We start from the raw sequence: 14579 nt of genomic DNA, 5'->3' as shown, positions 1-14579 counted from the left end.
TTGGCTTGCCGTGATCGGCTTTTACGCATTATCCCATGTATGCTTCAAGGCTCGACACCAGTGCCTTGGCATATCCCATCTCTTCAAGGTTGAAGTCCACTTCCTCGACAACGATATTGGCGTTGAGATGGCGTTTGAGTTCTTTCACGAACAGCTGATCCTGATCCGGGTCATGCAGGATGTCTCCCGGTTTGTCGATGGATGACCATCCTTTCAAGGGGACGATCAGCTTGATCGGTCCCTTGGCCGCATTCATTTTCTCGGCATACATGCGGGCGCCTTCCAAAAGCTCGTCTTCGGGAAAGCGGGTCATGGAGCGGATGGCATCCATATGCCAGATCTTTCCGGAAGCCATGTATTTCTCCCGGTTGATGCGGGTCGGGCCGACACCGGTCAGGTTCAGACAGCACGGTGCCCACACCTGGGGGATGCCCCGCTGGCCGGCGGCGTCCAGCCGCTCGAGGCCGGCGGCCCGGTTGCCCTTGAACTTCTCTTCGATCAATCCGGCGGGCGTGATCTCGATCACGCCGTCGAAAAAGCCCTGACTGATCAGCTTGTCCATGGCCCGGTCGCTGATGCCCTGGGCATGAAACGGAAAGACACTGTAGCCTTTTTCCTCGAGCAGGTGTTCAACGTTTTTGGCGCACTGGTCGGAAAAGCCGATCTGGGTAATGGCGATCGACGGCTTGGGCAGGGACATCTGCCGATGATCGAAGGCTGACTGGGCCATGCCGCAGATGGCGCCGGCCACCTGGGCGATGGCATTTTGAATCAAATCGTTGGTGCCGGCGATTTCCATGATCAGTTGCATGACGGTGATATCGTCGGCATTGAAAAGCTTGCCCACATAGGCGGGCATGGCGGCCGTGGTACCGATGACCTTGGGAATGCCAAAGGGCAGATTGCCCATGATGGTGGCCCCGATCAGCGCAATGCTCATGCCGCCGACGGCCACGATGCCATCCAGGCTGTCGTCTGCAAGCAGCGCCTGGGCTTTGGCAATCGCGCCCTCGGTCATCCAGGCGGTAATGACCGATCGGTCGTCGGCATCAAATATGTCCTGCATGCTTTTGCCCGCCAGGGATGCAATCTCCTCGGGCAGAATGTCGGCCGTATAATCGGTCTTTCCGCCCATGCTAAGATCCATCAGCAGCGGCCGGTGACCCAATGCGGCGATTTTTTCCCTGAGCATCATCAATTGCTCGCCCTTGGTATCGGTGGTGCCTACGATGATTATGTTTTTGGACATTCAACGAACCCTTCTTTGCTGTGGATGATGATTGTTTTTAGTTTGATGTATTCAGCATGTGAACTTTATTCATCTATAAATTGTTGTTTCCATATTGTCAACAAATATATTTTTCCAAATATGATAATTTGTGCTTTTTAGAGTGGCTTCTTTTATGGGTAAAAACGGTATAAAATAACATTAAAACAAGCAAATAATTGGAATTTTAAGGCTGGCTGAGCGGTTTGTCTAACTGGATAAAAAATTTCCATTAAAGAAAAAATAGATGAAAAGTTCGTTGGATCGGTTTGGCTGGCGCTGATCGTTGCGCATTGGACCGGCACTTTGGCCATATCCGCCTGAACGGATTAAAACAGCACGGCAACGTGTTTTGGGGTATCATTTATTTGCCCGAATCATTATAGTTGAGCGAACAGAACCGTCGACAATGCACTTTTCTGGAGCCTAACAATGCCGGGCATGCAAAAAGTTCGCGACATGCAGTTGCGTTTTAAATTACTGGCAGTCTATTTGGGATTGACGCTCATCCTGTTTGCCCTTGGTGGGCTGGGCGCGCTGTATTTAACCCAGCGCGCCATTTTATCCGGCATTGAAAGAGAACTCGACCAAAGCACGCGGACCATTATCAATATGGTACAAGTCGCCGCGCATGGGGCGATCAAGAACTACTTGCGCGCCGTGGCGGAACGTAACCTGGAAATTGCCGATGATATCTACCAGCGCTATCTGGCCGGCCAGGAATCCGAAGCGCAAGTTCGCCAAAAGATCCGTTCCATTTTACTGGGACAGACCATTGGCAAAACCGGCTATATCTACTGCATCAACAGCCAGGGGGGGGCCGTCGTGCATCCCCGTTCCGGGGTGGAAGGCAACAATTGGTCCCATCTTGAATTCATCAGGCAACAAACTTCCCGCAAAACCGGCTATCTTGAATACCAATGGCAGAATCCCGGTGAAACCGCGCCACGTCCCAAGGCGCTTTATATGACCTATTTTGAGCCCTTTGACTGGATCATCTCCGTTACCGCCTACCGCGAGGAGTTCAGCCAACTGCTTCCCATGCAGGAGATTCGCCGCAGTGTCAAAACACTCAACTTCGGTTCCAGCGGATACGCGTTCATTCTCGACCGCGAGGGGAACATTCTTGTTCATCCTGAGCTGGAAGGCCGGAATGTGCTGACGCTGACCGACGGAGAAGCCCGTTTTTTTGACCAGATGCAAAAAGAGACCTCCGGCCAGGTCACCTATTGGTGGAAAAACCCCGGTGATTCCAAGCCCCGTGAAAAGCTGACCCAATTCGGCCACATTCCGGAGCTGAATTGGATTATCGGCTCAAGCGGTTACCTGGATGAAATCTATGCGCCAATTTATAACGTGCGTAACTTCAGCCTGCTGTTTATCGGTGCGGCTGTGGTTTTGAGTGTGATTCTGACCCTTGCCGTCAGCAATTCCATTACCCGTCGGCTGAGCCACTTGATGACGGTCATCAGCAGAGGTGATCGGGGCGATTTGACCGTACGGGCCGAGGTGGACGCCAATGATGAGATCGGCCGCTTGAGTCATCTGTTCAACGGATTTCTGGAGCGATTGCAGTTTTATCACCAGCAACTGGGCGATGAAGTGGATCAACACCGGTCAACGACCCGGTCGCTTCGTCAGGCCCATGATTTCAATGCGTTGATCCTATCCACCGTGGATGCGCTGGTTATTGTGGTGAATCCGGATGGCCGGGTGGTCAGTTTCAACCGTGCCTGCGAGGCCTGCAGCGGATATACGGCCGATGAAATCCAGGGGCATTCGTTTTGGGACACGCTGATTCCGGCTGAGGAAAAAGCGCGTTTGCAGGCAGTGCTTGACGGATTGATCGAAAACAGAAAATCCGTTCGTGTCATGGGGCATTGGATCACCAAGGATGGGAACCGCCGGCTGATTCAGTGGTCCGGCGCCGTTGCCCGGGGATTGGAGAAAAATACCCCGCTGGTCGTCTGCGCGGGAATCGATATCACCGACCAAAAGGCCATCGAGACGGCCTTGCAAAAAAGCGAAGCCCAGTTTGAGGCGGTGTTCAATCAGACCTTTCAGCTGATCGGTATCCTGGCACCGGACGGGACCATTCGGGGTGCCAACCAGACGGCCCTTGATTTCGCCGGTATTCGGCTGGATGACATACTGGGATTGAAATTATGGGAGTCTCCATTTTGCAGGCATGCTTCGGATATTCAGCGCAGAGCCAGGCAGGCCGTGGAGCAGGCAGCGCAAGGAACATTTATCCGTACCGAGGTCACCCATGTGCGCCATGATGGTGACGTGCGGACATTTGACTTTTCCCTCAAGCCGGTACGTGATGAGCAGGGGCAGATATTCATACTGATTCCCGAAAGCCGTGATATTACCGCCCAGAAGGAGATGGAGGCGCAACTGCTGCAATCCAAGAAAATGGATGCCATCGGCATCCTGGCCGGCGGGATTGCCCATGATTTCAACAATAATCTTCAGGCCATCTCAGGGTACACGCAACTGCTGCTCATGGATGATTACGGGTCTGCGAGGCAAAAAGAGATGCTGATCACCATCCAGCATGCTTGCGACCACGGCCGCGAACTCACCCGTCAGCTGCTGACCTTCAGCCGTAAAGTTGAAAGCCGGCTGGTACCGCTGGATCTCAACGCTGAATTGGAACCGGTCGTAAAACTTCTCAGGCATACGCTGCCACGCATGATCGAGATCGACACCCGGCTGGCCGATGATCTTTGCGGTGTTGAAGCAGACCCCACCCAATTCGAACAGATGATCATGAACCTGGGCATCAATGCCGGGCATGCCATGCCGGATGGGGGGCGGCTGACCATCGTCACCCGCAATGTGGATCTTGATCGGGATTTTTGTCGCCGTCATTTGGAAGTGACTTTCGGATCCTATGTGTTGCTGTCGATTACGGATACCGGCCATGGCATGGATGCCGACACGAGCGCGCACATTTTTGAACCCTTTTTTACGACCCGGGAAACCGGTGAAGGGACAGGCTTGGGATTGGCCATGGTGTACGGCATCGTGAAAAACCACCGGGGCGCCATTACGTGTCAAAGCGAGCCCGGGCAGGGAACCACATTTAATATTTATTTCCCGGCACTGACGGTGCCTGCCGCCACCACGTCCCATCCCGTGGATACGCAAACGGTTGTTGGCGGAAGTGAATCGATTCTAGTTGTCGATGATGAAACGTACATTCGGGAATTGGTCAGAGAACTGTTGCAACGCTATGGATACCGGGTTTACGAAGCAGAAGATGGCGAGGCGGCCCTGTCTGTTTTACAGCAGCATGGATCCACCCTGGATCTGATTCTCCTTGACCTGAACATGCCTGGCATGGGAGGAGTGCGCTGTCTGCAAAAAATCCGCACCATTGATCCGTCGATTCCGGTTTTGATTGCCAGCGGGTATACGCCCGAAGGCAAGGTCAAGACCATTCTTGATGATTTGGCCAACGGTTATGTGAATAAACCATATAATCTGAAAACCTTTTTAGGTGCGGTCAGACAATCCTTGGATCACGCGTGATCTTGTGCCCATGAACGATAACACCGACACCACCATTGATGTACTCAAGGCACGCATCGACCGCCTGGAGCAAGAGAAAGCCCGGTACTTGAGCATGTTTGCCCAAAGCGGCGCTCCGGCGATCATTGTCGAGGCGGACATGAGTATTTCTCTGGCCAATGAGAAATTCGAGGAACTCGTCGGCTATTCCAGAGCCGAGATCGAAGGTCATATCATGTGGCCCGATTTTATGGCCCTGGAAGACCGCGAGCGGATGAAAAAGTACCATCGTTTGCGGCGTATTGAAGGCCAAACGGTTCCGGAAGAGTACGAGTGCAAGGTAATCCATCGCGACGGCAGTGTTCGCAATATCTACATGAAAGTGGGCATGCTGCCGGGCATGAAAACCAGTATCGCGAATTTCATGGATATCACCTCGCGTAAGCGTGCCGAAGAAGCCCTGGTGGAAAGCCAGCGGCAGCTGGCCACATTGTTGGGCAATCTGCCGGGAATGGCCTATCGTTGCCGGCAGGATGATCAACGCACCATGGCTTTTGCCAGTGAAGGCTGTCTGGGATTGACCGGTTATCGGCCATCGGATCTGGTGGCCAATAAAACCTGCGCCTATGCGGATTTGATCCATCCGGATGACCGCCACCGACTTGCTGAAACCATCACCCAGGCGCTGTCCAACCAGCATTCGTTTGAAATGGTTTATCGTATTCGCACCGCTTCCGGTGATGAGAAATGGGTGTGGGAGAAGGGGGTGGGGGTGTTTACGCTAGAATCCAAACTTCTGGCCCTCGAAGGATTTATCACCGATTTCACCGATCAGAAACAATCCGAGCAGGCGTTGGTGCGAGAAAATCTGCGGCTTCGATCGACCATGCGCGATCGCTATCAATTCGGCAATATCGTCGGCAAAAGCCCGGCCATGCAGAAAGTCTACCAATTGATTCTGAACGCCGCAGCCTCCGATGCCAATGTGATCATCTATGGAGAGTCCGGTACCGGCAAGGAGTTGGTGGCGCGGGCGATCCATGAGCTCAGTGACCGCAAAGGGCTTGGCTTTGTGCCGGTCAATTGTGGTGCCATCCCCGAGACCCTGATTGAAAGCGAATTTTTCGGCTATGCCAAAGGCGCCTTTTCCGGGGCCGGACAAGCCAAGCAAGGCTATCTGGATGCCGCCGACAAGGGAACCCTATTTCTGGACGAGCTGGGCGAAATCAACCAGAACATGCAGGTCAAACTGCTACGCGCCATCGAGGGCGGGGGGTACACGCCCCTGGGCAGCAGTGGGCTGCGCCGGCCGGATATTCGGATTGTGGCCGCCACCAATCGCGACCTGCGCCAGATGGTTCGCCAGGGGCTGATTCGGGAAGACTTTTTTTACCGCATCCATATCATTCCCATCCAACTGCCGGCACTGCGGCAGCGCAAGGAAGACCTACCGCTGTTGATCGATCATTTTCTCAAACAGGAATATGCGGATAAACATCCGCCGCGTATCCCGGGACAGGTGCTGGACGCGCTGCTCAATTATCACTGGCCGGGCAATGTGCGCGAACTTCAAAATGTGCTGCATCGTTATGTGACCCTTGGCCAGCTTGATTTTCTGGAGCCGCAACCCACACCGCCGGTGGCGACGATTTTGCCGGATGGGGGGCAGGCGGAGGCGGACCTTGACTATCAGGCGGCCATGACCGGCTTTGAAAAAGAATTGTTTATCAAGGCGCTGGAAAAACATCGCTGGCATCGCGAAAAAGCGGCCGCCAGCCTGGGGTTGTCCCGCCGGACCTTTTTCCGCAAGCTTAAAAAACTCGGTCTTTCGGACCGATAAGCCATTGGTGGCATCATTGGTGTCATATCTGGCACCAATACATTTTTATTTTTATTTAAGATGGTTAATGCATATTATAAAAATTGTAGTGTCACATATGGCACTAATGCCATTTTTGCTGCATTGCCCGCCTGTACGCCGCATCCATAATAAATCCACACTATAATAACATGTTATAAATTGATTGTGAATCTGGCACATGCATTGCTCATTCAACTTGGTAAATGATTGTGCGTCGGCAGGTATATGCCGATCATTTTATCAATCCACCAAGGGAGGAAAAAATGGATTTTGAACTTAGCAAGCAGCAAAAAGAAATTCAGAAAGCCGTCAGAGACTTTGTGCGCGGTGAATTCAACAAAGAGATGATTCAGGACCTGGATGAAAAGCACGCCTATCCGGCAGACATCTGGAAAAAAGCGGCCGATTTGGGACTGATTGGTATTCATTTCCCTGAAGCCTACAGTGGGCAGGGCCTGGGCGTCATGGAGAACATCCTGGTCGCCGAGGAATTGTGCCGCGGGGATTCTTCCGTGGGCGCCTGCCTGCTGCTGGCCGGGTTTGCATCGGAGATCGTCCTGCATTTTGGCAGTGAGAGCCAGAAAACGACATGGCTGCCCAAAGTCGCCGAGGGAGAAGTACTTTCCTGCGGTGCGTTTACCGAACCGGATCACGGTTCCGACATTACCACCATGGCCACCACGGCCGTCAAGGACGGCGATAAATGGGAGATCAACGGATCCAAGGTGTTTATCACCAATGGCGGTCCCCTGGCCGGATTTTACTGCGTCCTTTGCCAGACCGATCCTGAGGCCGCCCCGTCCCACCGCGGCTTGAGCCTGATTCTGGTGGAGGCGGATCGTCCCGGCGTGTCCACCCAGAGTGTGGGGCATAAAATGGGGATTCGCATGATGGATACGGCCGAGGTGATTTTTAAAGACGTTCGTGTGCCCCTGGACAACCTGATCGGCAAAGAGAACCGCGGATTTTATCAGGTGCTGGAGTTTTTCGATGAGAGCCGCATTCTCATTGCCGCCCAGGGCCTGGGAACCGCTCAGGGCGCCTTTGACCGCGCACTGGCCTATGTCAAATCCCGTGAGCAGTTTGGGCGTAAAATCGCCCAATACCAGATTACCCAGCACAAGCTGGCCGATATGGCCACCAAGATCGAACAGGCGCGGCTGCTCACCTACATGGCCGCCTGGAATTTCGATCAGGGGCGCATCGATCCCAAACTTACGTCCATGGCTAAAATGGTCGCCGGCCGCACCGCCGTCGAGGTGTGCGATGAAGCCATCCAACTGTTGGGTGGGTATGGATATATGGCCGAATACGATGTGGAGCGCTACGCCCGCGATGCCAAGATCTGTGAGATCTACGAAGGCACAAAAGAAATTCAGAAAAACACCATTGCCAGCGCACTGATCGGCAAATTGAAGTAAAGGAGTAAATCATGGTTGTCGAATGCTCGTTAGCCGATTCCAACAACCTGCTCTCTATTTTAAAACTGAATCGGCCACATACGGCCAAGAGAAATAAAATCGTATCCGCGGAAGATGCGGTGCGGGTCATCCAGAACGGTGATACCGTTGTTTTCGGCGGGTTTGCCGGGGTCGGTGCGGCCGAGGAAATTGCCGCCGCGCTCGAGAATTACTACCTGCAAACCCGCAACCCGCGCGATCTGACCCTAATGTTCGCCGTGGCTACCGGTCCGGGGGACGACTCGCCCAAAGGCCTGAATCACCTGGCTCACGAAGGACTGCTGGCCCGGATTATCGGCGGACATTGGGGACTGGCGCCGGGCATTCAGCGGTTGGCGGTGGAGAACAAGGTCATCGCCTACAACCTTCCCCAGGGGATCATCAGCCATATGTATCGCAACGTCGCCTCGGGCAAGGCCGGCATTTTCTCGCAGGTGGGGCTGGGGACCTTCGTGGATCCGCGTAACGGCGGGGGGCGGCTGAACGCGCGGACCACGCAGCCGATTGTCAAATTGATGGAAATTGCCGGAGAAGAGTATTTGTTCTATGACGCCCTGCCCATTAATGTGGCCGTGATCCGGGGCACTACGGCGGACACGGATGGCAACATCACCATGGAAAAGGAAGCCCTGACCCTGGAATCCCTTTCCATTGCCACGGCGGCCAGGAATTCCGGTGGCCTGGTGATTGTCCAGGTGGAACGTGTGGCCCAGGCGGGCACCTTGAATTCACGCCAGGTCAAGATTCCGGGTATTCTCGTGGACTGTGTGGTGGTGGCCTGCCCGGAAAACCACTGGCAGACCTTTGGAGAGCCTTACAACCCGGCCTTCAGCGGAGAAACCCGTATCCCCACCCAGGATATTCCCAGCATGCAGATGAGCGCCCGCAAAATCATTGCCCGGCGGGCGGCCTTTGAGCTGAAACCCAATTGTGTGGTCAATTTGGGCATCGGTATTCCGGAAGGGGTTGCCAGTGTGGCCAATGAGGAGCAAATCCTCGATTTCATGACCCTGACCGCAGAGCCGGGCGTGATCGGCGGACTACCCGCGGGCGGGATCAATTTTGGCGCCGCGATCAATGCCACGGCTCTGATCGACCAGCCTTACCAGTTTGATTTCTACAATGGCGGCGGGGTGGACGTGGCCTTTCTGGGCATGGCCGAGGCCGATGCCCAGGGCAATGTCAACGTGAGCCGTTTCGGCGTGCGGCTGGCCGGCGCCGGCGGGTTCATCAATATCAGCCAGAACTCCAAAAAGGTCGTCTTCATGGGCACCTTTACCGCCGGTGGGGTGGACTATGAAATCAGTGATGGCAAGCTGGTCGTCAAAAAAGAGGGCCGATTGCGAAAATTTGTCGACCAGGTCCAGCACATCACCTTCAGCGGGCCTTACAGTGCCCGGTCTGGTCGGAAAATTTTGTATATCACGGAGCGCTGCGTTTTCGAGCTGACCAAGGACGGGCCTGAACTCGTCGAGATTGCCCCGGGTATCGATCTTCAGCACGACATCCTGAACATGATGGATTTTAAGCCTATTGTCCGGGAGCCTCTCAAGGTAATGGACGAGCGGATTTTCAGGCCCGATCGAATGGCCTTGAAGGACGATCTGCTGACCATCCCCACGGATGATCGGATTTTTTACAATCCCGAGGCCAACATCATGCTTGCCAACCTGGCCGGGTATACGGTCAAATCCCAAAAGGATGTGGATGCCGTGCGCGAGGCCATCGAACGAGTACTGAGGCCCTTGGGAAAAAAGGTGTATGCGGTGGGCAATTACGATCAGTTCAGCATCGATCCGGAACTGATCGACGCCTACACGAGCATGCAGACCTTTCTGGTGGAGAACTACTTCGAGCGGGTCAGCCGTTATACGACCAGTGCTTTTCTGCGCATCAAGATGGGCGGGGCATTGGAAAAACGCGGCGTTGCCCCGCATATTTACGAAAGCCCGGAGGAGGCGCACGCGTTTCTGGTGGCGGGCTAACATTTTACTTGAAAAAATGAATATGCACGAGAATAGAATCTTGTAATATCCTTCTGGAGTTTATAATAGTAATTTTTTTAATCCGGTTATCTGGAAAGCTCAAGTTAGAGACGAAAAGCTCCCGACAAGGTTGTTTGGTAAAAGTGTTAAGTTTCAAGTGTTAAGTGGTGGATCGGATCTAAATTTAGTAATCGATAGGATGCCTTTCCTTAACACTTTAAACTTGATGAACTCGTAAAAAGTCGCCGTTCGGACGGATTCGTAAAAAGACCGAGATCAAGGCTTGCGAATCCTGAGGAATGAGGCGTAGTTACCGTACTCCGCAGTGACGAAGGATGAAGCGTAACGCCGATATCGGACTTTTTACGAATCCGTCAAACTTAACACTTAACACTGGTCCATAGATCAGTTGAATTCATTCCCCTATGCTGGAACAGATATCAGCTGGAACTTTCCGGATAACCGGATTTTTTAATTTCATCCGAATGTCCAAAAATATCAGTTTCTTTTGGATTGGAAGATTGCCTTGAGCCGATTGAACGCCCATGAAGTTTGGGTTCTGCTGCTTGGACTGGGAATCCTGATCGGTTTTGCGCGAACCCTGGGCGAGGTGGCCAGGCGGTTTAACCTGCCCTCGGTGGCCGGAGAGATCCTGGCCGGCATCCTGCTTGGTCCCACGGTTTTAGGTTCCCTGGCGCCGCACTGGCTGACGGTCCTTTTTCCCGGCCAGGGCCCCAACGCGATTGTCCTGCATGGTTTCACGACGGTCGCCGTGGCGCTTTTCCTGCTCGTTGCCGGCGTAGAAGTCGACCTTTCAACAATCTGGAAACAGGGACGGACCGCGATCACCGTTGGCCTTGTTGGTATGCTCGTGCCATTTTGCATGGGCTTCGCCCTGGCATGGTGGCTTCCTCAGTGGGCCGGACATGCCCCCGGCACCCCCGTCGTGATCCATGCGCTCTTCATCGCCACGGTGCTTTCCGTCAGCGCGCTGCCGGTGATCGCCAAGATTCTCATGGAAATGAACCTGTACCGGACCGACCTGGGAATGGTCATCATCGCCGGAGCGGTTCTCGGGGATCTCGCCGGCTGGATTCTGTTCGCCGTTATTCTGGGGATGATGGGCGCCACGGCCACACACACCCTGCCGGTCGCTGCGATCATCCTGCTGACATTGTCTTTTGCCGCGGGAATGCTCACCCTTGGACGAATGCTGATCCACCGGATGCTGGTGTGGGTGCAGGCGCACACGACCTGGCCGGGCGGCGTTCTGGCCTTTGCCTTGACTTTGGGATTGCTGGGGGCTGCCTTGACCGAGTGGATCGGGGTGCATGCCATTTTCGGGTCCTTCCTGGTCGGTGTGGCCATCGGCGACTCGCCGCAGTTGAAAGAGCAGACACGCATGGTCCTCGACCAGTTCGTGTCTTTTTTCTTTGCGCCGCTTTTTTTTGCAAGCATCGGCTTGTATTTTAATTTCAAGAGCAGTTTCGATCTGTCATTGATTCTGACCCTTCTGACCGTGACCGTGACTGGAAAGGTGGTGGGATGCTCCCTGGGCGCCTGGTTGAGCAACATGTCCCGGCGGGAATCGCTGGCTGTCAGCGCGGGCATGATCACCCAGGGGTCCATGGGGATCATTCTGGGGCTGCTTGCCCTGCGCATGGGTGTGATCGACGAACGCCTTTTCATTGCGCTGGTGGTGGTCTCCGTGGTGACGGCCATGATAAGCGGGCCATTCATGCAGCGGATTCTGAAACGTGAGAAATCCGTCCGTCTGGTGGATGTGCTGACAGCCAAAAATTTCGTCCATCGCATGAAGGCTGTCAATAGAGAGGAAGCCATCGCCGAACTCTCGCAAGCCGTTGCCCGGACATCCGGCTTGAGCGCCGGCCCTATCGAACAGGCGGTGTTGCAACGGGAAGAGATCATGTCCACCGGACTCGGAAAAGGGGTGGCCATACCGCATGCCCGCCTGGAGAAGCTGTCCGGCTACCTCGTGGGATTGGGGATTTCCGTGGAAGGAATTGACTTTGATGCGCCCGACGGTAAGCCGGCAAGGATTATCCTGATGATTCTGGGACCCTTGGGCAAGGAAAGCGTCCAGCTGGATCTCATTGCTGATGCCGCCAGGCTTTTCCGCAATGATGAAATCCGCGCGAAAGCGCTAAGATCGGCAGGTTATACCGAATTCCGGGCCCTGATTAAACCGGAACGATAATACCGGCAGAGTGATCGCATCTATATTTGAAATAGATGTTTAACATATAAGGGCTAACAGCTAATTGCTAAAAGCTAACCGCCTACCTTAGGTATCAGTATTGTGCTGTTACTGTCGGGTGTGTCGGTCAGCAACGAAAGCGGTGGCGTCAATGCGGGTCTTGCTGGTTGAAGATGATCCCAAAATCGCATCCTTTGTGGAGAATGGTCTGCGGGAGGCCGGTTTTGCCGTGGACTGTACGGACGACGGCGAAGCCGGCCTGCACATGGCCCTGATGGTGGACTATGATGCGGCCATAGTGGACATCATGCTGCCGGGGCTGGACGGTCTGAGTCTGATCAGCACCCTTCGCCACCGGGGCATCGACATCCCCATTCTGGTGCTCAGCGCCAGGCATACCGTGGATGACCGCATCACCGGACTCCAGCGCGGGGCCGATGACTATCTGGTCAAGCCGTTCGTCTTCGCCGAACTGTTGGCCCGGGTGCAGGCCCTGGTACGCAGGGGCTCCAAAACCGTCGAAGCCAACCGCCTGGTTTGCGGTGATCTGACCGTGGACGTGATCCACCGTGAGGTTCGCCGGGGTCCGCGGACGATCGATCTGCAACCCAAGGAATACGCCCTGCTCGAATATCTGATGCGCAACCGGGGACGCACGGTTTCAAAAACCATGATCATCGAACACATCTGGGATTTTCATTTCGATCCCCAGACCAATGTCGTGGATGTGCTGGTGCACCGGCTGCGAAACAAGATCGACAAGGACTATCCCGACAAACTCATTCATACCATCCGCGGAATCGGTTATGCCATCAAAGCGCCGCTTGTGGATACCCATTAGGGCCATCGGTTTCAAGATCGCCGCCGGCTACACGCTGCTTTTCTTCATCAGCTTCATGACCCTGGCCGCAGTCGCCTATCTCCTGGTTGACAGCACCCTGGCCCGTCAGGAACGGGAGATGATCATGGCTGAGATCGAGAGCCTGCGCGGCCAGTACGAGACCGGTGGATGGGCGGCGTTTCGCGACATGGTCGTCGAGAACAACCGGTTCCGCAAGAACAATCCCTTTTTTATCCGTGTGCCGGCCGCCCCCACCCAGGAAGATCTGATCTTCTTTCCCCACCACTGGGATGACTTCGACCTTTCGGCCCTGCGGCAGATGCCCCTTTCCGCACCCGGAACATGGCTGAGCCTGCCCAGCCGAGTCGGCACCGCTGCGCTGGAAATTCTCACTGCCAGGCAGCCGGACGGCAGCCTTTTGCAGGTGGGCATCAGCACCGAGGACCGCCTGGCGGTGTTGGCGCGTTTTCGGGAGGTGTTTGTGACCGTCGCCATCCCGCTGATTCTGCTGGCCATTGCCGGTGGCGCGGTCTTGTCCCGGCGGGTGCTGATGCCGCTTCGAAACCTCATTACAACGGTCGCATCCATTGAATCGGGAAAAATGGACGCCCGGGTTGCCAGTGCCCAAACCGGGGATGAACTCGAGGAACTGGGCAGTCTGTTCAATCGTATGATCGATAAGATCGACAAATTGATCCAGGCCATGCGCGAATCGCTGGATAGTGTGGCCCACGATCTGCGTACCCCCATGACCCGCTTCCGCAACCATGCCGAAAAAGCGCTTCAGGCCGAATCATCCGACAAACCCTGCCGGGAGGCATTGCAGGATTGCGTGGAGGAATCGGATCGTATCCTGCGGATGCTGGCCATGCTGATGGACATATCCGAGGCCGAAACCGGCGCCATGCGTCTCCAGATACGGTCCGCGGACCTGGTGACCCTGGCCGCCAGCGTGACCGACATGTATCGCTACGTGGCCGACGAGAAGGATATTCTCGTGGAGACGGATTTCCCCGATGCGGCGCGTCTTGACGTGGATGCGGACCGGATCAGCCAGGTGCTGGCGAACCTGCTCGACAACGCCGTCAAGTTCACTCCCGAAGGGGGGACCATCCGCGTATCCATTCAAACGCTGCCGGATACCATTGTCGTGCGTGTCGCCGATTCGGGTATCGGTATCGATCCCGGGGAGATCGATCGCATCTGGGACCGGCTCTTCCGTGGCGCCCGTTCTTCCCACAAGGGCCTCGGCCTGGGCCTTAGCCTGGTCAAGGCCGTGGTCAATGCCCACCACGGTGAATTGCACGTCTCCAGCACACCGGGATCCGGGTCCCGGTTCGAGCTGCGCCTGCCCACAGCGCCCCTTCCACCCCTGCCTGTTTGATAAATCCAATCCTTTCAAAACTGTAATGTTGATGAAAGCCTGAT

The 14579-nt window shown here is 54.9% G+C and carries 8 protein-coding genes; 7 read left to right on the top strand and 1 reads right to left on the bottom strand.

The window, feature by feature from the left end:
• Window positions 1-28: 28 nt before the first annotated feature.
• Window positions 29-1249: a Tm-1-like ATP-binding domain-containing protein gene (locus Dvar_RS32905; RefSeq protein ID WP_419657360.1), complete on the bottom strand. Its 1221-nt coding sequence runs from the start codon at window positions 1247-1249 to the stop codon at window positions 29-31.
• A gap of 450 nt (window positions 1250-1699) precedes the next feature.
• Here Dvar_RS32905 and Dvar_RS32900 point away from each other — a divergent pair, with 450 nt between their 5' ends.
• The 7 genes from Dvar_RS32900 to Dvar_RS32870 all read left to right on the top strand — a co-directional run bounded on the left by Dvar_RS32900 (window position 1700) and on the right by Dvar_RS32870 (window position 14535).
• Window positions 1700-4807 (top strand): cache domain-containing protein, encoded by a 3108-nt coding sequence (locus Dvar_RS32900; protein WP_419657359.1) that lies wholly within the window; start codon window positions 1700-1702, stop codon window positions 4805-4807.
• 10 nt (window positions 4808-4817) lie between these two features.
• On the top strand, window positions 4818-6626 hold the full coding sequence (locus tag Dvar_RS32895) for a sigma 54-interacting transcriptional regulator (protein ID WP_419657358.1): 1809 nt from the start codon (window positions 4818-4820) through the stop codon (window positions 6624-6626).
• 284 nt (window positions 6627-6910) lie between these two features.
• Window positions 6911-8068: an acyl-CoA dehydrogenase family protein gene (locus Dvar_RS32890; RefSeq protein WP_419657357.1), complete on the top strand. Its 1158-nt coding sequence runs from the start codon at window positions 6911-6913 to the stop codon at window positions 8066-8068.
• An 11-nt stretch (window positions 8069-8079) separates the two neighbouring features.
• Window positions 8080-10092 (top strand): acyl CoA:acetate/3-ketoacid CoA transferase, encoded by a 2013-nt coding sequence (locus tag Dvar_RS32885; RefSeq protein WP_419657356.1) that lies wholly within the window; start codon window positions 8080-8082, stop codon window positions 10090-10092.
• Window positions 10093-10618: 526 nt separating this feature from the next.
• Window positions 10619-12310, top strand: a complete 1692-nt coding sequence (locus Dvar_RS32880; RefSeq protein ID WP_419657355.1) for a cation:proton antiporter — start codon at window positions 10619-10621, stop codon at window positions 12308-12310.
• A 151-nt stretch (window positions 12311-12461) separates the two neighbouring features.
• The gene (locus Dvar_RS32875) at window positions 12462-13151 is read left to right on the top strand and encodes a winged helix-turn-helix domain-containing protein (RefSeq protein WP_419657354.1); all 690 of its coding nucleotides are present in this window, start codon (window positions 12462-12464) and stop codon (window positions 13149-13151) included.
• Window positions 13117-14535 carry an ATP-binding protein gene (locus tag Dvar_RS32870; RefSeq protein WP_419657353.1) on the top strand — a complete coding sequence of 473 codons (1419 nt, stop codon included), beginning with the start codon at window positions 13117-13119 and terminating at the stop codon, window positions 14533-14535. The genes Dvar_RS32875 and Dvar_RS32870 overlap by 35 nt, the downstream gene beginning before the upstream one ends.
• Window positions 14536-14579: the final 44 nt, after the last annotated feature.

The organism is Desulfosarcina variabilis str. Montpellier (assembly GCF_048565275.1).
Taxonomy (GTDB): domain Bacteria; phylum Desulfobacterota; class Desulfobacteria; order Desulfobacterales; family Desulfosarcinaceae; genus Desulfosarcina; species Desulfosarcina variabilis.
Note: the sequence above shows the minus strand (reverse complement) of the source record. Positions and strands in the feature narration are given on the sequence as shown.

What these genes read in the sequence shown, in the direction of transcription:
- Dvar_RS32905 (WP_419657360.1), bottom strand. Translation starts at nt 1,249, where the DNA reads ATGTCCAAAAACATAATCATCGTAGGCACCACCGATACCAAGGGCGAG.
- Dvar_RS32900 (WP_419657359.1), top strand. Translation starts at nt 1,700, where the DNA reads ATGCCGGGCATGCAAAAAGTTCGCGACATGCAGTTGCGTTTTAAATTA.
- Dvar_RS32895 (WP_419657358.1), top strand. Translation starts at nt 4,818, where the DNA reads ATGAACGATAACACCGACACCACCATTGATGTACTCAAGGCACGCATC.
- Dvar_RS32890 (WP_419657357.1), top strand. Translation starts at nt 6,911, where the DNA reads ATGGATTTTGAACTTAGCAAGCAGCAAAAAGAAATTCAGAAAGCCGTC.
- Dvar_RS32885 (WP_419657356.1), top strand. Translation starts at nt 8,080, where the DNA reads ATGGTTGTCGAATGCTCGTTAGCCGATTCCAACAACCTGCTCTCTATT.
- Dvar_RS32875 (WP_419657354.1), top strand. Translation starts at nt 12,462, where the DNA reads ATGCGGGTCTTGCTGGTTGAAGATGATCCCAAAATCGCATCCTTTGTG.
- Dvar_RS32870 (WP_419657353.1), top strand. Translation starts at nt 13,117, where the DNA reads ATGCCATCAAAGCGCCGCTTGTGGATACCCATTAGGGCCATCGGTTTC.